This window comes from Stenotrophomonas sp. STEN022 (assembly GCF_056760155.1).
Genome location: NZ_JBRREG010000073.1, coordinates 1 through 26,408, shown reverse-complemented (window position 1 = coordinate 26,408; position 26,408 = coordinate 1). Strand labels below are relative to the sequence as shown.

Sequence of the window (26,408 nt, the reverse complement as noted above, 5' to 3'; positions counted from 1 at the left end):
ACGCGCTCCTCCCCCCCGGCCCCCCCCCCCCCGCCTCCCCCCCCCCCCCCCCCCCCCGGGGGGGGGGCCCGACCCCGCTCCCCCCCCGCCGCCGGGGGCCCCCCCACTACCGCCTCGGCCCCTCGCCCGCTTGCGGGAGAGGGGTAGGGGTGAGGGTAGCTTTTTGCTGGTAAAGCCCCTTGCCGAGCATGGCTCGGCACTACAGGTCCAATCCTTCCTGCGCCTGCAACCATAGTCGGAACCGGCGCAGCGGCTCGCGCTCCTGTCGCGAGCGCAATCGCGTCAGCCAATATCTGCCCAACGACAAAGTCTGCGCGAAGGGCTGCAACAGCCGGCCCTCGGCCAGGTCCTGCTCGAACATGCGTAGCGGCAGCAACGCCACGCCGGCACCTGCGGCCGCGGCACTGGCCAAGGTCAGCGACGAATCAAACACCGCGCCACGCGCTTCAACGCCACTGACGCCCGCTTGCTGCAACCAACGCGGCCATTCGTCGTTGCGGTAGGAACGCAGCAGCGGCACGTTGCCCAGATCACGTGGCTTCCGCAGTTTCCGCGCCACCGCCGGCGCGCACAGTGGCGCGAACGGGGTATCCACGATCGGCGTGCAATCCTGCCCTTGCCAGTCGCCATCGCCGAAGCGGATCGCCAGGTCCAGGCCTTCGCCGGCCAGATCGATGCGGTTGTTGTGGGTCTGCACACGCAGCTCGATATCCGGATGCGCGGCCTCGAAGTCGGGCAGCCGCGGCAGCAGCCAACCGGTTGCGAAGGTGCCGACCACGCCCACCGTCAGCACCTCGCGGAAACGGCCGCCGGTGAAACGGTCCAGCGCGATCGCCATGCGGTCGAAGCTCTCGGTGAGCACCGGATACAGCGCCGCACCCTCGTCGGTGAGGGCCACGCCGCGCGGCAGCCGATGGAACAGGCTGACCTGCAGGCGGTCCTCCAATCCACGGATCTGGTGACTCAAGGCGGCCTGGCTGACGCACAGCTCCAGCGCGGCGCGGGTGAAGTTCAGATGGCGCGCGGCGGCTTCGAAGGCGCGCAGGGCGTTGAGCGGCAACTGGGGTCGGATCATGGCGTAGTCATGACGAAACTTGATGGTCGGCCGCATTATTCCGCGTCCAATGATCGAATTTCCGCCTGAGCTACAAATTTAACTAATGGCTGGCGATGATTATTCGCGATGGTCGCAGGCGGCTGCGGCGGGCAAGATCAGCCCGATCATGCCCAAGGAGAGTCCCAATGCTTGCCCGTCGTCAGTTCCTCACGCTTGGCGGTGCCGCCTTGGCCAGCGCCTTGATACCGGCCGCATTGGCGCGTGCTGGTGGCAGCGCTGCAGATCCGGTGCTGGCGGCAGTCAGTGACGCCGACTTCGCCGCACTTGAGAAGGCCAGCGGCGGTCGCCTGGGAGTCTGCCTCTGGAACCCGGCCAGTGGCGCCCGCTACGGACACCGCATGGACGAACGCTTCCCCATGTGCAGCACGGTCAAGTTTCCCTTGGCCGCATCGGTCCTGCGCCGTGCTGATGCCGGCCAGTTGTCGCTGGACCAGCGCGTGCCGGTGGGGGTGAGCGACATCCTCGACCATTCGCCGTTCACCGAGCGCCACATCGGCAAGCGCATGACCGTGCGCGATCTGTGCCTGGCGACGATGATCGTCAGCGACAACGCGGCGGCGAACCTGTTGCTGCCGCTGGTTGGCGGCCCGACCGGGCTTACCGCCTTCCTGCGTGAGCACGGTGACCGCGTCACCCTGAGTTCGCGCAATGAGCCGGAGCTCAACCGCTTCGCGCCTGGCGACCCGCGTGACACCACCAGCCCGGCGGCGATGGCCGGCAACCTGCAGCGCTTCGTGTTCGGCGACGTACTCAAGGAGGCATCCCGTCAGCAGCTGGCCGATTGGCTGATCGACAACCAGACCGGCGACGCGCGCCTGCGTGCCGGGCTGCCAACGGCTTGGCGGGTAGGTGACAAGACCGGCAGCAACGGCAGCGACACCAGCAACGACATTGCCGTGCTGTGGCCGTTGGCCGGTGGCACGCCATGGCTGCTGAGTACTTACCTGCAGGGTTCTGCACTGGATGATGACGGCAGGAATGGCATCCTGCGGCAGGTAGGGGAGCTGGCTGGCGCCCGCCTGCGCTGACGGCTTCATCGTTGGCGCGGCGGTGACCGGTGGGCGTGACCCCGCGCAACCGGTCACAGGAAACAGGCGTCATGAGCAAGGAAGTAATCTATCTGTTGTTGATTTTCGCGTTGCTGGTCATCCCGCGCGCGTTGCAGCGTTTCAATGTTCCAGCGCCATTGACCTGCCTGGTGTTTGGCATCAGCGCGATGCTGTGGCTGGGGGACGGATCGCACGATCCGGTGGTCAACCTGCTGGCCACCCTGGGTATTTCCTCGTTGTTCCTGTTTGCCGGCCTGGAAGTGGATCTGGCCGACCTGCGCAAGGGCATGTGGCCGCTGCTGACCCATCTGCTGATCCGCAGCGCTACGCTCACCGGCGTCGCCTGGTTGGCATGGCATTACGCCGGCTTGCCCTGGCAGGCGGCGGCCTTGCTGGCGCTGGCGCTGCTCACGCCCTCCACCGGCTTCATCATGGATTCGCTGTCCCAGCTCGGCCTGGATGATGCCGAGCGGTTCTGGGTCAGCAGCAAGGCCATTGCCGGCGAGTTGTTGGCGCTGGCTGCGTTGTTCGTGGTGTTGCAGGCCGGCGATCCGGTGCATATGGCACTGTCGAGCATGGCTTTGCTGGCGATGATGGTCGGCCTGCCGTTGCTGTTCATCGGGCTCGGCCGCTGGGTGGCGCCGCACGCGCCGGGCTCGGAGTTCTCGCTGCTGGTGATGGTCGGCATGCTGGCCGCCTACATCACCTATGCATTGGGCGTGTACTACCTGGTGGGTGCGTTCATCGCCGGCCTGGTCGCGCGCCTGCTGCAGCAGCGCATGCCGTCGCTGGCCTCGCATGAAAACCTGCATGCGTTGCGTCTGTTCGCATCGTTCTTCGTACCGTTCTATTTCTTCAACTCAGGTACCAAGGTGCCAGCCGAAGCGCTGAGCTTCGAAGCACTGGGCCTTGGCCTGCTCATCACCCTGGTGGTGCTGCCGCTGCGCATCGCGGTGATCTGGCTGCAGCGCAGGGTGCTGTTCGGCGAGAGCTTCCGCACCAGCCTGCGGGTGGCACTGGCGCTGTCGCCGACACTGATTTTCACCCTGGTGCTGGCGGCGATCATGCGCGAGCGCTTTGCGATCTCGCCGGTGTTGTTTGGTGCGCTGCTGTTGTATGCCGCATTGACCACGCTGCTGCCGTCGCTGGTGTTCCGACGGCCGATGGATGTGGACCCGCTCAGCAACGAGAGTACTGAAGCCGCCGGTCCCGATGTCGTAAGAGAAACTGTGGTTGATGAAGGTGAAGCGATTTCGGATTCGTCATCAGCACCCAACTCTTACGTACCGGAGCGTTGAGCCGCGCTTATCATTCCCATGGCGGACACGGCCTCGCAATGTAGCGGGCGTGTGGCACAGGGGGTGTTGGTGGATCGGGATAGCTGGCAACAGGTGCGCGAGCTGTTTGACGCAGTGTGTGAACTGCATCCGTTGCAGTGGCGGAGTGAGCTTGCGCGCTTGAGCGCTGATCCAGCCGTCATTGCCGAAACACTGGAGTTGCTTGAAGCGCAGACCAGCGAGCTCGGTCATGCCCTCGAGCCGATGCAGCAGTTGATCGTCGCTGCGATTCCTTCCGAGCTGAGCGAAGGCGATGTCATCGGGCCTTGGCGGCTGTACGAGCGGCTGGCCAGTGGCGGCATGGGCATGGTGTTCCGCGCCGAACGTGCAGACGGCCTGTATGCGCAGGAGGTGGCCGTCAAAGTCCTGCAGGGCAAGCCCAGTGCACGCGTCGCTGAGCGGTTGGCTGCCGAGCGGCGGATTCTGGCCAGCCTGCAGCATCCGAGTATCGCGCGCCTCTACGACGGCGGTACTACTCCTGGCGGGCATCCGTACCTGGTGATGGAGTACGTGCGTGGTGAGCCGCTGGACGTTTACTGCATGCGCCAGCAGCTGGATCTGCGCCAGCATCTGCTGTTGTTCCTGAAAGTGTGCAGCGCGGTGCAGGCCGCGCATGCACGGCTGGTACTGCATTGCGACCTGAAGCCTTCCAATATCCTGGTACGTGAGGATGGCGAGCCGGTGCTGCTCGACTTCGGTGTGTCGCGTTTGCTCGGTGACGAGGCCGACGAACCGGGTGGGCAGTTCTTTACGCCTGCGTACGCGGCACCGGAGCTGCAGTCAGGACTGGCGGTAGGTGTGAGCAGCGATGTTTTCAGTTTGGCTGCGGTGCTGAGCGAGCTGCTGGCAGGCAAGGGCGGGCGGCGCGGCGCAAGCGACAGCGCTGTCGCGGTGGCTGCGCCCAGTGGGCTGGCCCAGGCCGATTGTCGCTGGGTACGGTCTCTCCGCGGCGATCTGGATGCCATCGTGGTGCGGGCGGGTGCTTTGTCACCGGATCAGCGCTATCCGTCGGTGGAGGCGATGGCCGCCGACGTACAGCGTTATCTGCAGCATCGGCCGGTGCAGGCACGCCACGGCGGCCGGTTCTATCGCAGTGGACGCTGGTTGCGACGCAACTGGAAGGGGGCAGCACTGCTGTTGCTGGCGCTGTTGCTTGCAGCCTGGTTTGTGTGGCGTTTGGCTGCCGAACGCGCAGCCGCCGAGCGCGAGGCCAAGATCGCCGAGCAGGTCAGCGGCTTCCTGGTGGAAATGTTCCAGGCGGCCGATCCACGCGAGAAGGGCGTGCGCGGCGGTGAGGACATCAGTGCCCGCGAGGTGCTGGATCGGGCAGCGTCGCGTATCGACAAGGATCTGGATGCATCGCCGGAAGTACAGGCGCGCTTGAAAGGCGTGATTGGCCTGGCCTACCGCAATGCGGGTGATCTGCGGCGGTCTGATCCGCTGATGTTGCAGGCCGCCGAAGCACTGGCTGCCGCCGGTGGCGAAAAAAATCTGGACGAAGCCGCGCGCCTGTTCAACCTGTTGGCGGGTAGCTACTCCAACAACCGCAACGGCGTGGAAGGCGCGAAAATGGCGCGGCGGGCGTTGGCACTGCTGGGCAAGCAGCCGGCGGACAGCTTTCGCGTCGCCCAGTCCTACAACTCATTGGGGCTGTCGTTGTTGTCCGAGCAACGCTATGACGATGCCGAAGCCGCTTTCAAGCAGGCGTTGCAACGCCACCGGGCCGGGAAACGCGAGCAGTACATCGGCGTGGCATTGGACAATCTGGGCATGATGTACCGGCGCAAAGGCGACCTTGTCGCATCGGCGGCAGCGTTTGACGAGTCCACGCCGATGTTCCTGCGTACCTTGGGTGAAATGTCCTACGACTACTGGGCCAGCAACACCGAGCGCACCTTGATGGTGATGGATCGCGGTGATCTGGATGCGGCCATCGCCGGGTTCGAGGCCAACCTCACGCGTGCGCCGAAGATCTTCGGGCAGCGCAGCGTCTATGTGGTCAGCGAGAACAATCGATTGGCATTGGCGCTGATACGTAAAGGCGAGTACGCGCGCGCACAGCGTTATGTTGAAACCGCGCTGCAGCTATCGGCGGAGGTGCTGGGGAGGGACAGTTACAACTATTCAGTCATCACCGAAACCGCTGCGCAGCTTGCGCAGGCGCAGGGCAAGGCTGCCGCCGCTGAAGCCGACTATCGGCAGGCCTTGGCGATACGCGCGGCGGCGATTGGCGGGGATCATCCGGACACCCTGGATCTGGAGCTGCAGCTTGGTTTGTTGCTGGTCGCCCAAGGCAACGCTGCCGGCGATGCCCTGGTACTGCGGGCGCATGCGCTATGGCTGCCGCGTATACCCGCCAGCAGCGCCAATGGCATCCGTGTGCAGCAGGGTTGGGCCGAATGGTTGATCGCCAAGCAGCGGCTGGATGCGGCGGCACAGACCCTGGATTCCGTGCAGCCGTTGCTGTCGGGCAGTCCTTATGCGGCGGTACGCCAACAGGTACTGCGCGCGCGTCTGGCTGAGCAGCACGGCAAGCGCAATGAAGCCGTGCAGCATTGGCAGGCTGCGGTAGCCGCTTCCGAGCTCTTGTATGGCAGGGAATCGCTGGTAACCGCGCAATGGCGCAGCGCCTTGCAGGCGGCGCGTAGTGACACTCAAAGCAGTGCCGCGTTGCCTTGAGCTCGTGTGTGGGCGAGGATCGGGGGATGAAAACCTCATCCTTCCCGAATCTGATCTGCGTGCTGGCTTTGGCCGGCACTGCTGTCCTTCCCGTTTCGGCGACCGCCACCAGCACAGTCCCGGCAGCAAAAGCGGCAGCCGCGCCGGCCGACCAGTTTCTTGCCGATCTGGCGCACTACTGCGGGCAGGCATTTGCCGGTCGCATCATCGCCAATCAGCCAAAGTCCAGCGCGCCGGACCCGTTCGATGGCAAGACCCTGGTGATGCATGTGCGTGGTTGCGACAGCCCGCAGCAGGAGCTGCGGGTGCCGTTCCATGTGGGTGATGACCATTCGCGGACCTGGGTGATCAGCCGCACCGACAGCGGCCTGCGCCTGAAGCACGACCACCGCCATGCCGACGGCAGCCCGGATGCAGTGACCATGTACGGCGGCGATACCGCGCAGGCTGACAGTGCAGGGCGGCAGGAGTTTCCGGTCGATGCCGAATCGGTGGCGATGTTCACCGCGAATGGAATGACCGCCTCGCTGCGTAATACCTGGGCGATGGAGCTGGTGCCGGGCAAGCGTTTTGTCTATGAGCTGGCGCGTCCGGATGGGCGTCTGTTCCAGGTGGAGTTCGACCTGAGTGTGCCGGTGGCACTGCCGCCAGCACCATGGGGCAGCGAGGCCTGAAATACAAAGGGCGCCGTTTGCCGGCGCCCTCTGCTCCACATGGCTTGAGACTCAGCGCCCGCCGAAACGGGCGCGGCAGCCGCCGTTGACCCAGATGCTGTCGCCGTTGAAGCCCCAGTTGCGGCCTTCCACGCAACGCGTATCCGAGGCCTGCTGGACGATGACCGGGCGGCCCTGGCGACGATCCCATGGGCAGGTATTCAAGCGGTTGCTGTTGCTGTGGCAATCCACGAAGTAGTTGTTGCCGCCCCAGCCGCCGCCATTGCCCCAACCACCGCCGCGGCCTTCGGCGAACTCGCCACGGCAGCCGCCGTTGACCCAGACCGCGCCATTGCTGCTGCCCCAGTTGCGGCCCTCCACGCAGCGCGTATCGGAAACCTGGCGGACCAGTACCGCACTACGCCAGCCGGTATTGCAGACCACATGACGGTTGCTGTTGCTGTCGCAGCGGATGGTCTGGTTACCGTTGCCATTACCTTGGCCGCCGCCCCAACCGCCGCCGCCGCGACCTTCGGCAAACTCGGCGCGGCAACCGCCGCTGACCCAGACGCTGCCGTTATTGCTGCCCCAGTTGCGGCCTTCGGTGCAGCGGGTATCGGAGACCTGGCGGACCAGCACCGCGCTGCGCCAACCGGTGTTGCAGACCTGCTGGCGGTTGTTGTTGCTGTCGCAGCGGATGGTGCGGTTGCCGTTGCCGTTCCAGCCGCCCTGGCCGCCACCCCAGCCGCCGCGACCCTCGCTGAATTCTGCGCGGCAGCCGTTGCTGACCCAGACGTTGCCATTGCTGCTGCCCCAGCTGCGACCCTCGATACATTCAGCTTTGGATAGCTGCCGGGTCAGCACGGCGCTGCGCCAGCCGGTGGCACAGACACGCTGGCGCCGATCCACGCTTTCGCATCGGATCGGACCATTCTGGTTGCCGCCCGGGTAGCCGGATTGGGCCGCCGCGGGGGTGGGGCTCATTGCCAGCCCCAACAGGGCAGCCAGGCCGGCGAGCAGGAGGTGAGGGTTCATGGTGGCTTCCCTGTTCAGGTTTGGACGCGGAACTATAGGCGCAGTCCCACTTAAGGCCGCGTGACTGATGAGCGGATTTGCTCCTGCACCCGCTGAGCGCCAAAATACGGGGCTACCCGGCACCGTTTCGTGCCGGGCCCCCTGCGGAGCTTTCCATGCGTACCCATTTCTGCGGCCTGGTCGACGAGACCCTGATCGGCCAAACCGTGACCCTCGCCGGCTGGACCGACGTTGCCCGTAACCTCGGCGGTGTCTGCTTCATCGATCTGCGCGACCACGAAGGCATCGTCCAGGTCACCGTCGAGCCCGACAACGCCGAAGTGTTCGCCGTCGCCGCCAGCCTCGGCTACGAGGACGTGCTGCAGGTCGAAGGCGTGGTGCGGGCGCGTCACGCGGTCAACGACAAGATCCGCAGCGGCAAGGTGGAAGTGATCGCCACCCGCATCAGCATCCTCAACAAGGCCGCGCCGCTGCCGTTCCATGCGCACGAGAACCCGGGCGAGGAAACCCGCCTGAAGTACCGCTACCTGGACCTGCGTCGCCCGGAAATGCAGCGCATGCAGCGTACCCGCATCAAGCTGGTGCAGGCGCTGCGCCGCCATCTGGACGCGCGCAGCTTCCAGGACATCGAAACCCCGATCCTGACCAAGGCCACGCCGGAAGGCGCGCGCGACTTCCTGGTGCCGGCACGCATGCACCCGGGCGAGTTCTACGCCCTGCCGCAGAGCCCGCAGCTGTTCAAGCAGATCCTGATGGTGGCCGGCTTCGACCGCTACTACCAGATTGCCCGCTGCTTCCGCGACGAGGCCCTGCGTGCCGACCGCCAGCTGGAATTCACCCAGCTGGACATGGAGTTTGCCTTCGTGCGCGAGCGCGATGTGCAGGATTTCGTCGAGGACATGATCCGCTCGATCTTCAAGGAAGTGGTCGACGTCGACCTGGATGCCAGCTTCCCGCGCATGACCTGGGCCGAGGCGATGCGTCGCTACGGTTCGGACAAGCCGGACCTGCGCATCGCGCTGGAGCTGGTGGACGTGGCCGAGCTGGTCAAGACCAGCGAGTTCCCGGTGTTCACCGCTGCCGCCAATGACGCCGACGGTCGCGTGGCTGCGCTGCGCATCCCGGGCGGTGCCAGCCTCAGCCGCAAGCAGATCGACGAATACGCCGCCCACGCCGCCAAGTACGGTGCCAAGGGCCTGGCTTACATCAAGATTGCCGAGAACGGCGAGATCAGCTCGCCGATCCAGAAGTTCTTCGCCGAAGACGCCTTCGCTGCGCTGCTCAAGCAGGTTGGTGCAGGTAATGGCGACATCGTGTTCTTCGGCGCAGGCGGTTACAACAAGGTCTCCGACTTCATGGGCGCGCTGCGCCTGAAGGCCGGCAAGGACTTCAACCTGGTTGCCGACGGCTGGGCACCGCTGTGGGTCACCGACTTCCCGATGTTCGAGTGGGACGAGGAAGAGCAGCGCTACGTCGCCCTGCATCACCCGTTCACCGCACCGGCGGTGGACGATGTGGCCGAGCTGCGCGCGCATGCGAAGACCGCGGTTTCGCGCGGTTATGACATGGTGCTCAACGGCAACGAGATCGGTGGCGGTTCCATCCGTATCCACCGCCCGGAAATGCAGAGCGCGGTGTTCGAGCTGCTCGGCATCGGTGCCGAGGAGGCCCGCGCCAAGTTCGGCTTCCTGTTGGATGCGCTGAACTTCGGCGCACCGCCGCACGGTGGTATCGCCTTCGGTATCGACCGTATTGCCGCACTGATGGCCGGTACCGAGTCCATCCGTGACGTGATTCCGTTCCCGAAGACCACCGGCGCACAGTGCCTGATGACCGACGCACCGTCGCCGATCGCCGACGCGCAGCTGGCTGAAGTGCACGTGCAGGTGCGTCCGCGCGCCGACAAGGCCTGAGCCTTGGCAGCAAGCGCCAGCATCCGTCGCGCCACGCCCGATGATGCTGGCGTGTTGTGTGCACTGGCCGAACGTACCTTCGTGGAGACGTTCGGCCACCTGTATCCAGCGCAGGACCTGGCCGATTACCTGGCCACGGCGTACCCGGTCGAACTGCAGCGGCAACAGCTGCAGTCCGGTGACTACGCGGCGTGGTTGCTGGAGGTGGGCGGCGAGGCCATCGGCTTCGCCTTTGCTGGGCCCTGTGGCTTGCCGCATGCGGATGCTACAGCGGCTGACGGCGAATTGAAGCGCTTGTATGTGCTGCGCCAGCATCAAGGTGGCGGACAAGGCGGGCAGTTGTTCGCTGCGGCACTGCAGTGGTTGCAGACCCCGGGGCGTACATTGTGGATTGGCGTGTGGTCGGAGAACTTTGGCGCGCAACGTTTCTATGCACGGCACGGCTTCGAGCAGGTCGGTGCCTATGAATTTCCGGTGGGCAGCGTGCGCGACAATGAATTCATTCTGCGGCGGCTTGCGGGCTGATTGGTGCTGGGCGACGGCGATTTCAGGCATCGCCGGGAGTGCGCCTTGCCGAGCATGGCTCGGCACTACAGTTGTGTGCCTGCATTTGTGGGAGCGGCGTGAGCCGCGAAGCTGGTAATCCAGCAGTTTGCCGATAGCCTCCCTGCATGCATCGAAATGTGCGCTGCATCGCTGTGGGTATGTTTGGCTGCTGCGTCTAGACAGGAAAGGGACTGGTTTGCGTGCTCATACGCGCGCAGCCTTCTGAATATCGGACCTGGTAGCTGAGCCTTGTTGCTGCGACCACGGTGCGGATTGTCTGGGCGTTGGTACGGACGGCAAAACTGGCGTTGATGCAGTTGCCGGCAAGGCGAAGCAAGCATGAGAAAGCATTTTGACGAGGCGCAGGTGATCGGCTTCCTGCGTGAGCTTGATGCCGGTCAGACCCTGCAGGAGCTCTGCAGGAAGCACGGTTTCAGTGAAGCATCGCGTGCGCTGCTGCAGCGCATCTGCGCTGGTCGGTGCGCGCCTCACGCAAGCCACCTGCGGCGGCTGCAGGCGGAGAACCAGCGGCTCAAGGATTTGTTGCACCTGCAGGTGCTGGAGCGCGAGCGGATCAGGCAGGCATTGCTGCAGCCATTGTGAGGTGTCACCGTGCGCCGTAGGAACCCTGCGGCGCACGGTGATCAGCGGCTGAGCTCCGTCTCGCCTGCGGCGTTGGTATGTGCGGAAACCTTGTGCAGGGCGTTCAAGGCTTCAACGAAGCCAGTGCTGTCATTGCTGCGGAACACCCCGGAAACGCGCAGTTCCCCCAGCGCCGCATCCGTGATCCGCAACGGGGTGCCACCATAGCGGTTGAACTCGTCCACTGCCGCCTGCAATGGCAGGTCTGCAAACACCAGTTGGCCATCGATCCATGCCGGTGCGCTTCCGCCCTGGAAGTTCTGTACTTGTGGCGCCTTGCCGGTGGTCATGTGCGCGCGCTGCCCGGGAATGAGCGTGGCCACGGCCGCACTGCTGTCGTCGGCCGCGGCGGCGCGCAGCTGTACCTTGCCCTCGAACAGGGTTACATCAAGGCTATCGTCCAGGCGATACACCTCGAACTGGGTGCCGACCGCACGCACGCTGCCTTGTGCCGTATCCACGGTCAACGGACGTGCGCTGTCCGCAGCTACCTTGAAGAAGGCGCGGCCCCGGTCCAGTTCGATGCGACGCTGTTGCCTGCTGTAGTGCACGCGCAGCGTGGTGTCGGTATCCAGATCAACCTGCGTGCCATCGTCGAGTGTGATGCTGCGTTGCTCGCCGATCGCGCTGGCATAGCGTTGTTCGCTGATTGGTGCAGGGGTAAAGACGCGCCAGCCAATGACAATCGCAGTCAGCGCCGCTGCGCAGGCCACCAGCCATTGCATACGGCGCGGTCTGCGCCGTTGCTGCGGCTGGGCTTGCGCCGGAACTGCTGCAGGGATCGCCGCCAGCCGCTGGCTGATCTCGGGCGCGGCGGAAAAATCGCCCAGCATCGTCCACATGCGCTCGACGCGCTCGTAGGCAAGCCGATGCGCGGGCTCGGCATCCAGCCAGAGCTGGTGCTCGGCCTGCTCATCTTCACTCACTTCGTCGGCGTGCAGGCGTGCAAACCAGGCCGCGGCCTGGGTGCGGATTGGATCGGCATCTGCAACGACTTCAAGCTTGGTTTCTTTCATGGCTGCTCCAAACGCGTGCCGAAGTGCAGCAGGGCGCGCATCATCTGTTTCTCCACGGCACTGACACTGATGCCCAGTTGGCTGGCGATGGCGGCATAGGTCATGCCTTCATAGCGATGCAGCAGGAATACCTGCTGGCAACGCGGTGGTAAATCATCCAGCACCTTCAAGAACAGCTGCAGGCGTTCGCGGTCCTGGTAGACGCGCTCACCACATACGGTTTCGGTGGGCCAGCCCTCGGTGTTCTCATCGATGGGTACATGTTGTCCAACATGGCGGGTACGGTCGCGACGGTAACGGTCGCGCAGCAGGTTGCCCGCAATCGTCATCAGATAGGCCTCGACGTTGTTGACCTTGTCCGCCTGCGGATCGCGCATCATCCGCACCAGGGTTTCCTGGGTGAGATCTTCGGCGTCTTCCACCGTACCCAGGTGGTTCCTGAAGTAGCGCATCAGGCGTGGACGGTACTGTTGCGCCATGGCGCCCGTGTCCCGGAGGCTGTCGGGCGGGGGCTGGATGGGCGGCAGGGCGGCGGTCATTGGCAGGCGTTGACAGTCTGGGGCGACACGCGCAGCTTGGGCCAGTGCCAGTGATTCTGCCAGATGAGGGGTTTTGCGCTTGCTGCGTCTGTACAGGGGGTTGCCGGTTCGGTGCCAGTCCGGTTGTCACTGGGAGAGGGGATGATTGCCAGCGCAGGTCGCGGAAATCAGCGGGTGCGGGACGGTCGACGTGGCATGTTGCGCTGGCTGTTACTATGCCTTGTCCTGGTGATCGTGCCTGCTTGGGCACAGGGCAGCTCCGTCATCCGCGATTACCAGCAGCCACGGCAGCCCTTGCAGCAGGCGTTGGCGCAACTGGCAACCAGCTCGGGGCTGCAGATATTGATGGCGCCGCAGATGCTCGCAGGCAGGACTGCACCTGCGTTGAACGGGCGCTACAGCGTCGCTCAGGCCCTGCAGCAACTGCTCGCTGGCAGCGGCCTGAGCTATCGGCTGACCAGCAGCGGGGTCATCACCATTGTCCAGGCGGCGACAGCGCCGGCAGCCGAAGCGCCCAAGCCAACGCAGCCGGCGATGATGCCGGCGGTGGCCAGTTCCTTGGCCTCGCTGCAGGTCACCGGCTCGCGGATACGCCGCAGCGCGTTTGAAGGCCCGGCACCGGTAACCATCATCACTGCCGAGCAGATGCAACGCGATGGCCATTTCATCTTGGCAGATGCGCTGGCCGTGAATGGCATGAGCAACTACGGCGCCGAGTCGCTGGACGGCGGCGGGCGCTTTTCGGCGAACGCGCAGCCCTTGAACCTGCGCGGCCTGGGCCCGGGCAGGGCACTGATCCTCGTCGATGGCCGGCGGTTGCCCGATTACCCGTTTCCCTCGAACGGACGCAGTAATTTCCAGAGCCTGGGTGGCATTCCCCTGGCCAGCGTGGAGCGTGTCGAGCTGATGACCGGTGGCGCCTCGGCCATCTACGGGGCCGATGCGATCGCCGGGGTGGTCAATATCGTGCTCAAACAACCGCGTAGCGGTTCGCAGGCCAGGGTGCGCACCGGCACCAGCAGCCAGGGCGGTGGTGATCGCTTTGATCTGCAGTGGTCCGCCGGGCACGGCGGCGAGAACTGGGGGCTGAGTTACGCCGTGCAATATTCGGCTGCCGAGTTGCTGCGCGGCTCGCAACGCGACCTGGAACGTCCAACGGACGGCACTGCAGGCGTGCCAGTGAATCCGGAACTTGGGCTGGGTTTCATGCGCGAGGGCGGTGCCGCGCAAATGCTGGTGTCGCTGCCGCGCGATGTCTGCTCGCGTTGGCAGGGTGAGTTCGTCGACTGGAATTTCCTGGCGCCAGCAAACACGCCATCGGCGCTGCTGGGGCACGGCTGCGGAACCTGGCGCAACGCTGGATACACCTCGCTGATGGATGGCGTGCGGGAGTTGTCCGGGCAGCTGCATGCACAGTGGACGTTGTCACCGCGCACGCAGGCATGGGCGGGCTTGCAGCTGTGGAATGCGCGCAGTGAGCTGGCCAGCGGCTTTGAAACCATCACCGGGCCGCATCTGGCCAGTACCGGCAAGGTCAGCCAGGTCTATGACCCCCGCTTGGGATACCTCGCGCCACGACGCGTGCTTACCCCGCAGGAAGTGGGTGGGCCCGACGCAATGAACGATCACTACAGCGAGCGGATGTGGGATCTGGCGCTGGGGCTGCAAGGACGTTACGGGCAGCGCCTGGACTGGAGCCTGACGGTGGGTCGTTCGGATTATCGGGTGCAGCGTGATCGACGGCGCTTGCTGGGCCAGAAGGTCAATGACTTTTTCTTTGCTCCCGCGATCGGGGTGACCAATGATGGCGTCATCATCCAGCCATTGAACCTGCAGCATTGGTATCGGCCGATCACGCCTGACGAATACATGGCCATGTCGGGCAATGTGCATTACGACGCGCTTACCCGGGTGGATGAGGCGTCCTATGTTGTCTCCGGTGGGATCACTGATCTGCCTGCGGGCAGCCTGGCAATGGCGCTGGTGGCGGAGGCCAGTCGACAGCGCTACCGGCTGCGCAACACGCCATCGGTACTGCCCCTGCAGATGGACACCTATAACCTCACCGGCAGCGTGGGCGAGGGCGCGCGCGATCGCTACGCGCTGGGCGCAGAGCTGAGCGTTCCGCTGACGACGGCGATCAAGGGCAGTCTGGCTGGTCGCGTGGACAGGTACGACGATGCGGTCGCAGTCGCCACCGCGCGCACCTGGAGTGCGGGGCTGGAATGGCGGCCTGCACACAACCTGCTGTTGCGTGCCAGCCACGCGACCAGCTTCAAAATGCCAGACATGCATTGGGTGTTCACCGATGGCGGCGGCAGTTTTGGCAGCGCCATCGATGCAAGGCGCTGTATCGTTGCCGGTGCCAATCCCGGCTGTGCTGGTTATGAATCGGAGTTTCTGACCCGGACCTATCGCAACCCTGAGCTGGGTGCGGAGACCGGCACCTCGACCACGGTCGGTGTTGTCTGGGATGCCAGCGATGCCTTGTCGATCAGCGCGGACTACTGGGATGTCAGCAACGAAGGCGGCATTGGCCGCATCTCGCCGGCGCTGCTATTGCGTGATGAAGCCGAGTGCGCCACCGGCCTGCGCCCGGATGGACGCCCGAGCACGGTGGACCCACGCTCCTGGGAGTGTCGCAGGGCACGCTCGCGGGTAGTGCGTGGTGGCGAGCAGGGCGATGGCCGCATCCTCATGGTCGAGTCGACGGCGGCCAACCAGTCCAAGCAACGCATCCGCGGCATCGACACGGTAGCGGATTGGCGTTTCAGCAACGGCATCGGCGACTTCACCGTGCACACGACCTGGTCGCACACCTTCTGGGCCCAGCGTCGGGTGCGCTCACCGGGTACCTTGCATGAGCAATGGCGCCAGACGCAGTGGGAGTCGGGTGAGAACCTGGCATTCCGCAGCAACCTGCGTACCAGTCTGGGTTGGCAGGGACAGGGTGGCTGGTCAGCCAACCTGTCCGGCATCCGCTACGGCCGCTTGCCGCGCGTTGATGGTCAGGGCCGGATAAAGCCACTGCTGCTATGGAATGCCAATGTCAGCAAACAGGTCAGCAAGCGCGCAACGGCGACCTTGTTCATCAACAATCTATTCAATACAGCGCCGCCGCGTGACAGCAGCAATGACGAATTTCCGTACTACTACGACGAGGTCTACAGCGCGGTAGGGCGGCAGCTGGCCGTGCAGCTGGATTACAACTTCGACTGAAGGCCGGGGCATTGCCCGTTGTGGTGGGCCGGGGCGATGACGGAAACTGCGCGCATGTCATGGCAGAACTCCCCGCGTCCCCGTGTGCTGATCCTGCACGGCATCTGGAACACCCGCTCCTGGCTGTTGCCATTGGCCTGGCGGCTGCGCACGCAGGGCTTCGCAGTGGATACGTTTGGCTACGCCAGCGTGTTCGGCGGACCCGAACAGGCGGTGCCGCAGTTGGTGCAACGTTTGCGCACGGGAGGGCAGGTATCGCTGGTCGGGCACAGCCTGGGTGGTCTGGTCGCGCTGGAGGCGTTGCGGCAGGCGCCGAGCCTGGAGGTGCCGCGGGTGGTCTGCCTGGGCTCACCGCTATGCGGCAGTGGCACCGCCCGTTCGATGGCCGAGCATGGTTGGGTGGCGGCCTTGGGGCGTAGCGGCGACCTGTTGTTGCACGGTCTGCCGGATTGGCAGGGAAAGGCCGAGGTCGGCCTGATCGCCGGCTCGGTGGCGCATGGGCTGGGGGCGATGATGGGCGCGCTGGATGGCGAATCCGATGGCACCGTGGGGCTGGCGGAGACCCGTCTGCCGGGCCTGGCCGATCACTGCGTGGTGCCGGTCAGCCATAGCGGGCTGGTGCTGTCGCCCGAGGTGGCCACGCTGACCGCCGGCTTCCTGCGCCAAGGGCGCTTTCCGACGGTTGCCGCCGTAACCGGCTGATGACGGGGGCCGGGCGGGGGATCAGGTAGAATTACCGCCCTGTTCCTGACAGATGTACGGTATTCCCATGGGTCGAGGTCCTTCCATCGAAGGTCGCAAAAACGCGAATGACGCGAAGCGCGGCAAGATTTTCACCAAAATCATCCGGGAGATCAGCGTTGCTGCCCGTGGTGGCGGAGGCGACCCAAACAACAACCCGCGCCTGCGTGTGGCGATGGACAAGGGCCTGGCCGCGAACATGACCAAGGATGTCATCGAACGCGCGATCAAGAAGGCCACCGGTGAGCTGGAAGGCGTCGAGTACGAGGAAGTGCGCTACGAGGGCTATGCCCCGGGCGGCATCGCCGTGATCGTCGACTGCCTGACCGACAACCGCGTGCGCACCGTGGCCGATGTCCGCCATGCTTTCAGCAAGTGCGGTGGCAACATGGGCACCGAAGGCTCGGTGTCGTTCATGTTCAAGCGGCTGGGCGTGCTGAGCTTTGCACCGGGTGCGGATGAAGAGGCCATCACCGAGGCGGCGATCGAGGCTGGTGCCGACGATATCGCGGTCTATCCGGAAGATGGCTCCATCGACGTGATCACCGCGCCGGAAGCCTTCCAGTCGGTGAAGGACGCGATGACAGCCGCCAAGCTGGTGCCGGACCACAGCGAAATCACCTTCCGTGCCGACAACGACGTCGCCGTCGATGCCGATACCGCCGTGCAGGTGAAGAAGCTGCTGGACATGCTTGAAGACCTGGACGATGTGCAGGACGTGTATTCCAACGTCGACCAGGCAGGCCTGGAGCGGGTCTGAGGACCCGCCCGGTCCCACCGGGTGAGACGGCGTCCGGCCATGCTGGGCGCCGTTTTTTACTGATAGAGGCAGCATGACCCGCATCCTTGGCATTGATCCCGGCTCGCAGCGCACCGGCGTCGGCATCATCGACATCGACGCCAATGGCCGTGCCCGCCATGTCCATCACGCGCCATTGGTGCTGCTGGGGGCGGCGGATTTCCCGCAGCGCTTGCGCTTGCTGGCGCACGGGCTGCACGCCTTGATCGAGGAGTTCCAGCCACAGGAAGTGGCGATCGAGAAGGTGTTCATGGCCAAGAACGCCGATTCGGCGCTGAAGCTGGGTCAGGCGCGTGGCGCTGCAGTGTGTGCGGTGGTGATGCGCGACCTGCCGGTCAGCGAATACGCCGCCACCGAGATCAAGCTGGCCGTGGTTGGCCGCGGCGGCGCGGAAAAGCAGCAGGTGCAGCACATGGTGGGTTTGATGCTGAACCTGCAGGGCAAATTACAGGCAGACGCCGCCGATGCATTGGCGGTGGCCATCACGCATGCGCATGTCCGCGCCACGGCCAACCGGCTGGGGGTGGACGTGCGCCAGGCTTGGAGTCGCAAATGAGGTTTTTCGCATGATCGGTCGCCTGCGCGGCATCCTCGCCTACAAGGCCCCGCCGTGGCTGGTGATCGACGTCAATGGCGTCGGTTATGAGTTGGAGGCGCCGATGAGCACCTTCTATGACCTGCCCGATGTCGGTCGCGAGGTCATCCTGTTCACCCATTACGCGCAGAAGGAAGACAGCGTCTCGCTGTACGGCTTCCTGCGTGAGGGCGAGCGCCGGCTGTTCCGCGACGTGCAGAAGGTGTCGGGCATCGGCGCCAAGATCGCGCTGGCGGTGCTGTCCGGGGCCAGCGTCGACGAGTTCGCGCGGCTGATCCAGACCGGCGATGTCACTGCGTTGACCCGTATTCCCGGTATAGGCAAGAAGACCGCCGAGCGCATGGTGGTCGAACTGCGTGACCGCGCAGCCAATTTCACCGGTGGCGGCGCACCCATTGCCGGCCAGTTGGGCACTGATGCGGTGTCCGAGGCGACAGTGGCGTTGCAGCAACTGGGCTATAAACCGGCAGAGGCGGCCAAGATGGCGCGCGATGCCGGTGCCGAGGGCGATGATGTCGCCACGGTCATCCGTAAAGCGCTGCAGGCAGCCCTGCGTTAACCCCTTCGGCAGCATGACGCCAACCCGAGATCGCCATGTCCCACGCTCCTTCCACGTCTGAATCCTCCACTCAAGGCCATGGCCACGGTCACGGCGGCGCTGCCGGCGGCCTGGCACTGGTTGTCGGCGCCATCGGCGTGGTGTTCGGCGATATCGGCACCAGCCCGCTGTACACCCTGAAGGAAGCGTTCTCGCCGCACTACGGGCTCAACAGCGACCACGACACCGTGCTGGGCGTGCTGTCGCTGGCGTTCTGGGCGCTGAACATGGTGGTGACGCTCAAGTACGTGACCATCATCATGCGCGCCGACAACGACGGCGAGGGCGGCATCATGGCGCTGATGGCGCTGGCCCAGCGCACCCTGCGCAATGGCTCGCGGTCAGCCTATGTGGTCGGCATCCTCGGTATTTTCGGCGCCTCGCTGTTCTTTGGTGACGGTGTGATCACCCCGGCGATCTCGGTGCTGGGTGCGGTCGAGGGCCTGGAAGTAGCGGCGCCGGGGCTGGGGCATTTCGTGGTGCCGATCACCCTGGTGGTGCTGGCAGCGGTGTTCGCCGCGCAGCGCTTTGGCACCGAGAAGGTGGGCAAGGTATTCGGCCCGGTGATGACCATCTGGTTCCTGTCGCTCGCCGCCATCGGCATCTGGAACGTGATCGCCGCGCCTGAGGTACTCAAGGCCTTCAACCCGCTGTGGGCGGCGCGCTTCTTCATGGAGCATGGCTGGCACGGCGTCTTCATCCTCGGTGCGGTGGTGCTGGCGGTGACCGGTGGCGAGGCCTTGTATGCGGACATGGGCCACTTCGGTGCGCCGCCGATCCGCCATGCCTGGTACTTCTTCGTGCTGCCATGCCTGGTGCTCAACTACCTGGGGCAGGGCGCACTAGTGCTGCAGCGCCCGGACGCGGTGGCCAATCCGTTCTTCGAGGCGGTGCCCGGCTGGGCGCTGATCCCGATGATCATCCTGGCCACAATGGCCGCGGTGATCGCCAGCCAGTCGGTCATCACCGGTGCATTCTCGGTCTCGCGCCAGGCCATGCAACTGGGTTACATCCCGCGCATGCGCATCCTGCATACCTCGCACGACACCATCGGCCAGATCTATATCCCCGGCATCAACTGGGGGCTGGCGGTGATGGTGTTCGGGTTGGTGCTGGCGTTCCGCAGCTCCAGCAATCTGGCCGTGGCTTACGGCATCTCGGTGTCGGGCACGATGTTGATCGACACCTTGTTGCTGGCGCTGGTGGCCCGCGTGCTGTGGCCGCGGGCGCGCCACGCCATCATTGCCTTGTGCGTGGTGTTCCTGGTAATCGACCTGGGCTTCGTGATCGCCAACGGCGCCAAGCTGCTGCAGGGCGCCTGGTTCCCGCTGGTGCTTGGCCTGGTGCTGTTCACGATGATGCGCACCTGGCGCCGTGGTCGTGAGCTGCTGCGTGACGAGATCCGCAAGGACGGTATTCGTCTGGACACCTTCCTGCCGGGTCTGATGCTGGCACCGCCGGTGCGGGTGCCAGGTACGGCGGTGTTCCTGACCGCCGACCCGACCGTGGTCCCGCATGCACTGATGCACAACCTCAAGCACAACAAGGTGCTGCACGAGCGCAATGTGTTCCTGCATGTGGAAACCCTGCCGATGCCTTACGCGGCCGAAGGCCAGCGGCTGCGCATCGATTCGGTCGGTGATGAGTTCTACCGTGTCTACGTGCGCTACGGCTTCATGGAAACCCCGGATATTCCGCTCGCGCTGATGCGGTCCTGTGACCACGGCGGCATCTATTTCGATCCGATGGATACCACCTTCTTTGCCAGCCGCGAGACCATCGTGGCCAGCGCGAACCGTGGCATGCCGATCTGGCGCGACAAGCTGTTCGCCTTCATGCATCGCAACGCGGCACCTGCCACAGGCTTCTTCCGCATACCGGGCAACCGGCTGGTGGAACTGGGTGCGCAGGTGGAAATCTGATCGGATGCGACGTGCTTGGCGCATAATTGCGAAATGACTGACGACCGCATCATCGGCGCAGGCGCGACCCGCGAGGACGACGCCGCCGACGCCAGCATCCGCCCGCGCAGCCTGGCCGATTACCTCGGCCAGGCGCCGGTGCGTGAGCAGATGGATATCTATATCCAGGCCGCCAAGGCCCGCCGCGAGGCGCTGGATCATGTGCTGATCTTCGGCCCGCCCGGGCTGGGCAAGACCACGCTGAGCCATGTGATCGCCAACGAGCTGGGCGTGGCGCTGCGTGTCACTTCCGGTCCGGTGATCGAAAAAGCCGGCGATCTGGCTGCGTTGCTGACCAATCTGCAGCCGCATGACGTCTTGTTCATCGACGAAATCCACCGTCTTTCGCCGGTGGTCGAGGAAGTGCTGTACCCGGCGATGGAAGATTTCCAGATCGACATCATGATCGGTGACGGCCCGGCCGCGCGCTCGATCAAGCTGGATCTGCCGCCGTTCACCCTGATTGGCGCCACCACCCGCGCCGGTTTGCTGACCGCGCCGCTGCGCGACCGTTTTGGCATCGTGCAGCGGCTGGAGTTCTATTCGGCCGAGGAACTGACCCGCATCGTGCGGCGTTCTGCGGCCATCCTCGGCATTGATTGCAGTGCCGAGGGCGCTGGCGAGATCGCCCGCCGCTCGCGCGGCACCCCGCGTATCGCCAACCGGCTGCTGCGGCGCGTGCGCGATTACGCGCAGGTCAAGGCTGGTGGGCATATCGACCAGACGGTGGCGCAGGCTGCAATGCAGATGCTCAAGGTCGATCCGGAAGGCTTCGACGAGCTCGATCGGCGCATGCTGCGCACCCTGGTTGAATATTTCGATGGTGGCCCGGTCGGGGTCGAGTCGATGGCCGCAGCCCTTTCCGAGGAGCGCGGCACCCTGGAAGACGTGGTCGAACCGTTCCTGATCCAGCAGGGCTTCCTGGTGCGTACCGCCCGCGGGCGCATGGCCACCAGCAAGGCGTACCGCCATCTGGGCCTCAAACCCAAGGCCGCACCAGCTCCAACGGACCTGTTCGCGGAGCAACACGATGACGAATGAGTCTCGGTTCAGTTGGCCGACACGCATTTACTGGGAAGATACCGACGCTGGCGGCGTGGTGTACCACGCCCGCTACGTGGCCTTCATGGAGAGGGCAAGGACCGAATGGATGCGCGCCCTCGGCTATGGTCAGGAAACCATGCGTTGCGGTGACGGCCAGGTTTTCGTGGTCCGTGCCATGAATCTGGATTTCCTGAAGCCGGCCAAGCTGGACGATGCGCTGACCACCACGGTGGAACTGCTGCAATGCCGGCGGGCCAGCCTGCTGATGGCGCAGGCGGTGATGCGCGATGATCAGGTGCTGGCGACGGCGCAGGTTCGCCTCGCCGCCGTCGGTGCCCGCGACTTCCGTCCGCAGGCGCTCGATGACACGCTTTACGCAGTACTGAAACCCCTTCAAACACAACCCGCTTAAGCAACACTGAGGAAGATCGGATGATCGCTTTGCTTCTGGCCCTGCAGGCCACCGTGACCGAGGTCCTGCCGGCCGACGTCAGCGCCGCCGCCGCGCAGACCGTGGCGCAGGCCAGCCATGGCGGCGGCATCAATTACCTGGACCTGATGCTCAAGGCCAGTATCCCGGTCAAGCTGATCGTGCTGCTGTTGCTGGCAGGTTCGTTCATCAGCTGGGTGATCATTTTCCGCAAGGCACGCGTGTTCAAGGCCGCCGACAACGAGGCCAGCGAGTTCGAGAACCGCTTCTGGTCCGGCGCCGATCTGGGCAAGCTGTACGCCTCGGCCACCGACCGCAACCGTCAGGTTGATGGCCTGGAAGCCATTTTCGAAGCCGGTTTCCGCGAGTATTCGCGCCTGCAGGGCCGCCGCGCTTTCGACGGCCGTACCCAGCTGGAAGGTGCGCAGCGCGCCATGCGCACCACCTATGCCCGCGAAGTGGATGGGTTGGAGCGCAACCTGGAATTGCTGGCCAATATCGGTTCCACCGCCCCGTACGTGGGTCTGGTCGGCACCGTGTTCGGCATCATGGTGACCATGCACGACATGATCAGCAGCGGTGAGCAGGCCGGTATCGCCTCGGTTGCACCGGGTATCTCCGAAGCCCTGTTCGCCACCGCGATCGGCCTGTTCGTGGCCATCCCGGCGGTGTGGGCCTACAACCGCTTCACCACCCGCGTCGAGCGGCTGTCGGTGCGCTATGAAACCTTCGCCGAGGAGTTCAGCTCCATCCTGCAGCGCCAGCAGAGCGGTAGCGACGAGTAAGTGCGCCAGCGCCTTTCTCTGACCGCAGGAGCCCAACCATGACCGCCGCCATTCCCCGCCGCAAGCGCCGCAAGCTGAGGTCCGAGATCAACGTCGTGCCGTACATTGACGTGATGCTTGTGCTGCTGATCATCTTCATGGTGACCGCGCCGCTGCTGACCCTCAGTTTCGAGGTCGACCTGCCCAGTTCCACCGCCAAGGCGCTGGAGAGCAAGCAGGACCCGATCGTGGTCTCGGTCCGTGCCGACGGCCAGATGAGCCTGAAGCTGCCCGAAGCCAAGGACCCGCAAGCCATGGACGCTGGAGCGCTGCAGGCGCAGCTGAGCGCCTTGGCCTCGCAGGACAAGGAACTTCGCGTGATCGTGGCCGCCGACAAGAGCGTGGCCTATGAAAAGGTCATGGACGCCATGGATGTGATCAAGGCTGCGAAGATCGAAAAGGTGGGTCTGGCGACCGATGCACGCTGACGCACTGCCACCGCCGCACGACAACCGCAACGAGTGGGGCCTGCCGGTCGTACTGGCGTTGCTGGTGCACCTGTTGGTCGCGGCGATTTTCATCATTGCCTGGGTGTGGTCGCCTTCGCGCAGCACCGAGGCCGCCGCTGGTGACCCGGCGCTTGAGGCCAACATGCAGTTGTCCGCCGCCGAAGCCTCGGCCGCGCGGCAGGCTCTGCGTGCCTCGGAGAAACTGCCGGATCTGCCCGAGCCGGTGGAAGAAGCGCAGCCCGAGCCCGTGCCTGAAGACACCGTGCCGCCGCCGCAGCCCATCCCCGAGCCCAAGCCGCAGGACGCGCCCACCCCGCAGCAGCACAACGCCCAGGAGCGCATTGCCCAGCCGGACACGATTGACCAGGAGCGCGTCAGTGCCTTGGCCATTTCCCAGGAAAAGGCCAGGCAGGAGCAGGAAGCCAAGCGCCGCCAGGAGCAGATCGACCTGACCGAACGCAAGCGCGTGGAAGAGGCCGAGCAGAAACTGCGCCTGGCCAAGCAGCAGGAGGAGGATCGTAAGAAGATCGCCGACCAGCAGCGCCAGGCCAGTGAGACCCAGGCCGAGCAGGAGCGCCAGCAGAAGATCGCCGAGATCCGCCGCAAGCGCGAACAGGCAGAGCGCGAGGCCAAGCTGGCCGAGCAGCGCCTGCGCCAGGTGGCCGATGCCCGCGCCCGTGCACAGGCGACGTCGACCAGCAGTGGCAACACTGGGCCGAGCACGCCGTCGCCGGGGCAGGGCGGCACCAGTAATGACCTGACCGCCAAGTATGCTGCTGCCATCCAGCAGGCCGTGGTTGCGCAGTGGAACCGGCCGGACAACGTCGCCAATGGCACGCGCTGCCGGATCCTGATTAAGCAGCTGCCGGGCGGCGAGGTGATGAGTGCCGAGGTGCAATCGGGCTGCGCCATGGACGCGGCAGCGCGGGATTCCATCGAGCGTGCCGTGCTGAGGGCGCAGCCGCTGCCCTTCCGTGGCTATGAGACGGTGTTCCGGCGTGAGCTGATGTTTACATTCACCGCCCAGAACTGAGCGGTGGCTGTTCCGGGCATCCGGTTGGTTTCATTGGAAATTTATAATTTGGGGCGATGGCTGGCAGATTTCACATGACTTTCGTTCACGATTGCGAAAATGTTCATCTGCGTGCTGCTATCCCTCTTTCATATTCACTCGTACTGCTGAGCGCCTCATGAAGAATCTGTCACGCTGGCTGGTCGCCCTCACTGTTCTGCTGCTGCCTTTCGTGGCTGCGGCACAGCAGGGGGCTTTGGAAATCGAAATCACCGGTGGCAACGCCTCGGCCACGCCGATTGCGGTTGTGCCTATGGCCTACCAGGGCTCGGCTGGTGCGCCGCTGACCGACGTGGCTGCCGTGGTGCGTGCCGACCTGGACCGTTCCGGCCAGTTCCGCAACCTGCCCGAAGCGCAGATCGTCGAACGCCCCAGCCGCGGCAGCGAGGTGCAATACCCGACCTGGCGCGCGCTCAAGCAGGATTTCCTGGTCGTCGGCCGGGTGCAGGACGCCGGTGCCGGCGCCTACCGGGTGGAATACGAACTGTTCGACGTGGCCAAGGGTGAGCGCATGCTCGGCCTGGCCATGACTGCACGGTCCAGCGCCATGCGTGACGTCGCCCACCAGATGGCCGATGCCATCTACGAAAAGATCACCGGTGTGCGTGGCGCCTTCTGGACCCGCATCGCCTACATCACCGCCAGCGGCAGCGGCGCCAACATGCGCTATGCGCTGATGGTGGCCGATTCCGACGGCTACAGCCCGCAGACCATCGTGCGCTCGGCCGAGCCGCTGCTGTCGCCGAGCTGGAGCCCGGACGGTCGCAAGCTGGCCTATGTCAGCTTCGAACGCGGCAACTCCTCGATCTACGTGCAGGACATCGCCACCGGCGGCCGTGAACTGCTGACCAGCTTCCGCGGCATCAATAGCGCGCCGTCGTTCTCGCCGGACGGCCGTCGCCTGGCCCTGGCCCTGTCGCGCAGCGGCAACCCGGAAATCTATGTGATGGACCTGGGCAGCAAGCAGCTGACCCAGCTGACCAACCACTTCGGCATCGACACCGAGCCGACCTGGGCTGCCGATGGCAGCTCGGTCTACTTCACCTCCGATCGCGGCGGTCGCCCGCAGATCTACCAGGTACCGGCCTCGGGCGGCAGCGCCAGCCGCGTGACCTTCCAGGGCAACTACAATGCCAAGGCCAGCGTCTCCTTCGATGGCAAGAAGATTGCCGTCGCCCAGGGCGCGGGCAGCAGCTACAAGATCGCGGTGATGGACAGCAGCCTGGGGGCGGCACGCTGGAGCACGCTGTCGCCGGGTTCGCTGGACGAATCACCGAGTTTTGCGCCCAATGCGAGCATGGTGCTGTACGCCGCTCGTGAAGGTGGGCGTGGTGTGCTGTATGAAGTATCTGCCGACGGCCGGGTGCGCCAGCGCTTGGTGCTGGCCGACGGCGACGTGCGCGAGCCAGCATGGGGTCCGTACCGCACTGCGCGTTGATAAAATGTTAATCTCTTCCCGCATTAATCCCCAACATTGGCCAGGAGCCACTAGGTATAGCCATGAACAAGTCAACTCGTGTTTTGCTCGTCTCGCTGCTGTCGGTAGTTGCACTGGCCGGTTGCACGAAGAAGGTCAAGGAACAGCCGGCACAGCCGTCGGTTGATACCGGTTCGACCACCCAGCCGACCGGCCCGTCCACCTCCGGCCTGTACGGCCCGGGCGACCTGGATACCGATGCTTGCCTGCGTCAGCGCGTTGTCTACTTCGATCTGGATCAGGATTCGGTCAAGCCGGAATTCCAGGCCATCATGGCTTGCCACGCCAAGTACCTGCGTGACCGTCCGTCCTCGCGCATCACCCTGCAGGGCAACACCGACGAACGCGGCAGCCGCGCTTACAACCAGGCCCTGGGCGAGCGTCGTGGTAACGGCGTGAACTCGGCTCTGCAGGCCAACGGTGGTTCGGCTTCGCAGCTGACCGTCGTGTCCTACGGCGAAGAGCGTCCGGTCTGCACCGATTCGAACGAGTCCTGCTGGTCGCAGAACCGTCGCGTCGAAATCGTCTACACCGCGCAGTAATCGATGCGCATCAGTCTCAAACTGATGCTCGTGGTCGCGGGGGGGGGGGGGGGGGGGGGGGCGGCCCGGGCCCCCCCCGGCCGCCGCGGGGGGGGGGGGGGGGGGGGGGGGAGGGAGGGGGACGGCAAAAA

24 protein-coding genes and 1 pseudogene are annotated in these 26,408 nt (G+C 65.0%); 20 read left to right on the top strand and 5 right to left on the bottom strand.

Annotated features, from left to right (window positions below):
• Positions 1 to 199 precede the first annotated feature (199 nt).
• On the bottom strand, positions 200 to 1,075 hold the full coding sequence (locus tag ACVOMF_RS15010; protein WP_481509980.1) for a LysR family transcriptional regulator: 876 nt from the start codon (positions 1,073 to 1,075) through the stop codon (positions 200 to 202).
• Between the two features lie 167 nt (positions 1,076 to 1,242).
• Here ACVOMF_RS15010 and blaCESS point away from each other — a divergent pair, with 167 nt between their 5' ends.
• The 4 genes from blaCESS (at position 1,243) to ACVOMF_RS14990 (ending at position 6,856) form a co-directional block, all read left to right on the top strand.
• Positions 1,243 to 2,145, top strand: coding sequence for a CESS family extended-spectrum class A beta-lactamase (gene blaCESS, locus ACVOMF_RS15005; protein WP_481509979.1), 903 nt, complete (start codon positions 1,243 to 1,245; stop codon positions 2,143 to 2,145).
• A gap of 71 nt (positions 2,146 to 2,216) precedes the next feature.
• Positions 2,217 to 3,464 carry a cation:proton antiporter gene (locus tag ACVOMF_RS15000; RefSeq protein WP_481509978.1) on the top strand — a complete coding sequence of 416 codons (1,248 nt, stop codon included), beginning with the start codon at positions 2,217 to 2,219 and terminating at the stop codon, positions 3,462 to 3,464.
• Positions 3,465 to 3,533: 69 nt separating this feature from the next.
• On the top strand, positions 3,534 to 6,182 hold the full coding sequence (locus ACVOMF_RS14995; RefSeq protein ID WP_481509977.1) for a serine/threonine-protein kinase: 2,649 nt from the start codon (positions 3,534 to 3,536) through the stop codon (positions 6,180 to 6,182).
• Positions 6,183 to 6,208: 26 nt separating this feature from the next.
• Positions 6,209 to 6,856 (top strand): hypothetical protein, encoded by a 648-nt coding sequence (locus tag ACVOMF_RS14990; protein ID WP_481509976.1) that lies wholly within the window; start codon positions 6,209 to 6,211, stop codon positions 6,854 to 6,856.
• A 51-nt stretch (positions 6,857 to 6,907) separates the two neighbouring features.
• Here the strand turns inward: ACVOMF_RS14990 and ACVOMF_RS14985 are convergent, their stop codons facing one another.
• Together ACVOMF_RS14985 and ACVOMF_RS14980 are read right to left on the bottom strand one after the other, a co-directional pair.
• Positions 6,908 to 7,699 carry a DUF3011 domain-containing protein gene (locus tag ACVOMF_RS14985; RefSeq protein WP_481509981.1) on the bottom strand — a complete coding sequence of 264 codons (792 nt, stop codon included), beginning with the start codon at positions 7,697 to 7,699 and terminating at the stop codon, positions 6,908 to 6,910.
• Between the two features lie 18 nt (positions 7,700 to 7,717).
• Positions 7,718 to 7,819: pseudogene (locus tag ACVOMF_RS14980) on the bottom strand (hypothetical protein); the annotation flags it as partial.
• 206 nt (positions 7,820 to 8,025) lie between these two features.
• Here ACVOMF_RS14980 and aspS point away from each other — a divergent pair.
• The 3 genes from aspS to ACVOMF_RS14965 all read left to right on the top strand — a co-directional run bounded on the left by aspS (position 8,026) and on the right by ACVOMF_RS14965 (position 10,932).
• On the top strand, positions 8,026 to 9,783 hold the full coding sequence (aspS, locus tag ACVOMF_RS14975; RefSeq protein WP_481509975.1) for an aspartate--tRNA ligase: 1,758 nt from the start codon (positions 8,026 to 8,028) through the stop codon (positions 9,781 to 9,783).
• Between the two features lie 3 nt (positions 9,784 to 9,786).
• Positions 9,787 to 10,308 (top strand): GNAT family N-acetyltransferase, encoded by a 522-nt coding sequence (locus tag ACVOMF_RS14970; RefSeq protein WP_481509974.1) that lies wholly within the window; start codon positions 9,787 to 9,789, stop codon positions 10,306 to 10,308.
• A gap of 360 nt (positions 10,309 to 10,668) precedes the next feature.
• Positions 10,669 to 10,932: a transposase gene (locus ACVOMF_RS14965; protein WP_481509973.1), complete on the top strand. Its 264-nt coding sequence runs from the start codon at positions 10,669 to 10,671 to the stop codon at positions 10,930 to 10,932.
• A gap of 41 nt (positions 10,933 to 10,973) precedes the next feature.
• Here the strand turns inward: ACVOMF_RS14965 and ACVOMF_RS14960 are convergent, their stop codons facing one another.
• Positions 10,974 to 11,987, bottom strand: coding sequence for a FecR family protein (locus ACVOMF_RS14960; protein WP_481509972.1), 1,014 nt, complete (start codon positions 11,985 to 11,987; stop codon positions 10,974 to 10,976).
• Positions 11,984 to 12,466, bottom strand: coding sequence for an RNA polymerase sigma factor (locus ACVOMF_RS14955; protein ID WP_282269170.1), 483 nt, complete (start codon positions 12,464 to 12,466; stop codon positions 11,984 to 11,986). Before ACVOMF_RS14955 ends, ACVOMF_RS14960 begins: the two co-directional genes overlap by 4 nt.
• A gap of 201 nt (positions 12,467 to 12,667) precedes the next feature.
• On the opposite strand from ACVOMF_RS14955, the gene ACVOMF_RS14950 reads away from it, so the two are divergent.
• From ACVOMF_RS14950 to pal, 13 genes are all read left to right on the top strand, one after another.
• Positions 12,668 to 15,745, top strand: coding sequence for a TonB-dependent receptor domain-containing protein (locus ACVOMF_RS14950; protein WP_481509971.1), 3,078 nt, complete (start codon positions 12,668 to 12,670; stop codon positions 15,743 to 15,745).
• Between the two features lie 54 nt (positions 15,746 to 15,799).
• On the top strand, positions 15,800 to 16,447 hold the full coding sequence (locus ACVOMF_RS14945) for an esterase/lipase family protein (RefSeq protein WP_481509970.1): 648 nt from the start codon (positions 15,800 to 15,802) through the stop codon (positions 16,445 to 16,447).
• Positions 16,448 to 16,514: 67 nt separating this feature from the next.
• Positions 16,515 to 17,246, top strand: a complete 732-nt coding sequence (locus tag ACVOMF_RS14940) for a YebC/PmpR family DNA-binding transcriptional regulator (protein ID WP_296251750.1) — start codon at positions 16,515 to 16,517, stop codon at positions 17,244 to 17,246.
• 73 nt (positions 17,247 to 17,319) lie between these two features.
• On the top strand, positions 17,320 to 17,841 hold the full coding sequence (gene ruvC, locus ACVOMF_RS14935) for a crossover junction endodeoxyribonuclease RuvC (RefSeq protein WP_282269162.1): 522 nt from the start codon (positions 17,320 to 17,322) through the stop codon (positions 17,839 to 17,841).
• Between the two features lie 10 nt (positions 17,842 to 17,851).
• Positions 17,852 to 18,439, top strand: coding sequence for a Holliday junction branch migration protein RuvA (gene ruvA, locus ACVOMF_RS14930; RefSeq protein ID WP_282269160.1), 588 nt, complete (start codon positions 17,852 to 17,854; stop codon positions 18,437 to 18,439).
• 35 nt (positions 18,440 to 18,474) lie between these two features.
• The gene (locus tag ACVOMF_RS14925) at positions 18,475 to 20,400 is read left to right on the top strand and encodes a potassium transporter Kup (protein ID WP_481509969.1); all 1,926 of its coding nucleotides are present in this window, start codon (positions 18,475 to 18,477) and stop codon (positions 20,398 to 20,400) included.
• Positions 20,401 to 20,433: 33 nt separating this feature from the next.
• Positions 20,434 to 21,480: a Holliday junction branch migration DNA helicase RuvB gene (ruvB, locus tag ACVOMF_RS14920; protein WP_481509968.1), complete on the top strand. Its 1,047-nt coding sequence runs from the start codon at positions 20,434 to 20,436 to the stop codon at positions 21,478 to 21,480.
• On the top strand, positions 21,470 to 21,895 hold the full coding sequence (gene ybgC / locus ACVOMF_RS14915) for a tol-pal system-associated acyl-CoA thioesterase (protein WP_282269154.1): 426 nt from the start codon (positions 21,470 to 21,472) through the stop codon (positions 21,893 to 21,895). Before ruvB ends, ybgC begins: the two co-directional genes overlap by 11 nt.
• 20 nt (positions 21,896 to 21,915) lie before the next feature.
• The gene (tolQ, locus tag ACVOMF_RS14910; RefSeq protein ID WP_296251744.1) at positions 21,916 to 22,698 is read left to right on the top strand and encodes a protein TolQ; all 783 of its coding nucleotides are present in this window, start codon (positions 21,916 to 21,918) and stop codon (positions 22,696 to 22,698) included.
• 38 nt (positions 22,699 to 22,736) lie between these two features.
• Entirely contained in the window at positions 22,737 to 23,165 is a 429-nt protein-coding gene (gene tolR / locus ACVOMF_RS14905; protein WP_481509967.1) for a protein TolR, read from the top strand.
• Positions 23,155 to 24,219, top strand: a complete 1,065-nt coding sequence (tolA, locus tag ACVOMF_RS14900) for a cell envelope integrity protein TolA (RefSeq protein ID WP_481509966.1) — start codon at positions 23,155 to 23,157, stop codon at positions 24,217 to 24,219. The genes tolR and tolA overlap by 11 nt, the downstream gene beginning before the upstream one ends.
• Positions 24,220 to 24,376: 157 nt before the next feature.
• On the top strand, positions 24,377 to 25,696 hold the full coding sequence (gene tolB, locus ACVOMF_RS14895; RefSeq protein WP_481509965.1) for a Tol-Pal system beta propeller repeat protein TolB: 1,320 nt from the start codon (positions 24,377 to 24,379) through the stop codon (positions 25,694 to 25,696).
• A 62-nt stretch (positions 25,697 to 25,758) separates the two neighbouring features.
• Positions 25,759 to 26,277 (top strand): peptidoglycan-associated lipoprotein Pal, encoded by a 519-nt coding sequence (gene pal / locus ACVOMF_RS14890; RefSeq protein ID WP_481509964.1) that lies wholly within the window; start codon positions 25,759 to 25,761, stop codon positions 26,275 to 26,277.
• The last annotated feature ends 131 nt before the right edge of the window (positions 26,278 to 26,408 follow it).

What these genes read in the sequence shown, in the direction of transcription:
- ACVOMF_RS15010 (WP_481509980.1), bottom strand. Translation starts at nt 1,075, where the DNA reads ATGATCCGACCCCAGTTGCCGCTCAACGCCCTGCGCGCCTTCGAAGCC.
- blaCESS (WP_481509979.1), top strand. Translation starts at nt 1,243, where the DNA reads ATGCTTGCCCGTCGTCAGTTCCTCACGCTTGGCGGTGCCGCCTTGGCC.
- ACVOMF_RS15000 (WP_481509978.1), top strand. Translation starts at nt 2,217, where the DNA reads ATGAGCAAGGAAGTAATCTATCTGTTGTTGATTTTCGCGTTGCTGGTC.
- ACVOMF_RS14990 (WP_481509976.1), top strand. Translation starts at nt 6,209, where the DNA reads ATGAAAACCTCATCCTTCCCGAATCTGATCTGCGTGCTGGCTTTGGCC.
- aspS (WP_481509975.1), top strand. Translation starts at nt 8,026, where the DNA reads ATGCGTACCCATTTCTGCGGCCTGGTCGACGAGACCCTGATCGGCCAA.
- ACVOMF_RS14965 (WP_481509973.1), top strand. Translation starts at nt 10,669, where the DNA reads ATGAGAAAGCATTTTGACGAGGCGCAGGTGATCGGCTTCCTGCGTGAG.
- ACVOMF_RS14960 (WP_481509972.1), bottom strand. Translation starts at nt 11,987, where the DNA reads ATGAAAGAAACCAAGCTTGAAGTCGTTGCAGATGCCGATCCAATCCGC.
- ACVOMF_RS14955 (WP_282269170.1), bottom strand. Translation starts at nt 12,466, where the DNA reads ATGGCGCAACAGTACCGTCCACGCCTGATGCGCTACTTCAGGAACCAC.
- ACVOMF_RS14950 (WP_481509971.1), top strand. Translation starts at nt 12,668, where the DNA reads ATGATTGCCAGCGCAGGTCGCGGAAATCAGCGGGTGCGGGACGGTCGA.
- ACVOMF_RS14945 (WP_481509970.1), top strand. Translation starts at nt 15,800, where the DNA reads ATGTCATGGCAGAACTCCCCGCGTCCCCGTGTGCTGATCCTGCACGGC.
- ACVOMF_RS14940 (WP_296251750.1), top strand. Translation starts at nt 16,515, where the DNA reads ATGGGTCGAGGTCCTTCCATCGAAGGTCGCAAAAACGCGAATGACGCG.
- ruvC (WP_282269162.1), top strand. Translation starts at nt 17,320, where the DNA reads ATGACCCGCATCCTTGGCATTGATCCCGGCTCGCAGCGCACCGGCGTC.
- ruvA (WP_282269160.1), top strand. Translation starts at nt 17,852, where the DNA reads ATGATCGGTCGCCTGCGCGGCATCCTCGCCTACAAGGCCCCGCCGTGG.
- ACVOMF_RS14925 (WP_481509969.1), top strand. Translation starts at nt 18,475, where the DNA reads ATGTCCCACGCTCCTTCCACGTCTGAATCCTCCACTCAAGGCCATGGC.
- ruvB (WP_481509968.1), top strand. Translation starts at nt 20,434, where the DNA reads ATGACTGACGACCGCATCATCGGCGCAGGCGCGACCCGCGAGGACGAC.
- ybgC (WP_282269154.1), top strand. Translation starts at nt 21,470, where the DNA reads ATGACGAATGAGTCTCGGTTCAGTTGGCCGACACGCATTTACTGGGAA.
- tolQ (WP_296251744.1), top strand. Translation starts at nt 21,916, where the DNA reads ATGATCGCTTTGCTTCTGGCCCTGCAGGCCACCGTGACCGAGGTCCTG.
- tolR (WP_481509967.1), top strand. Translation starts at nt 22,737, where the DNA reads ATGACCGCCGCCATTCCCCGCCGCAAGCGCCGCAAGCTGAGGTCCGAG.
- tolA (WP_481509966.1), top strand. Translation starts at nt 23,155, where the DNA reads ATGCACGCTGACGCACTGCCACCGCCGCACGACAACCGCAACGAGTGG.
- tolB (WP_481509965.1), top strand. Translation starts at nt 24,377, where the DNA reads ATGAAGAATCTGTCACGCTGGCTGGTCGCCCTCACTGTTCTGCTGCTG.
- pal (WP_481509964.1), top strand. Translation starts at nt 25,759, where the DNA reads ATGAACAAGTCAACTCGTGTTTTGCTCGTCTCGCTGCTGTCGGTAGTT.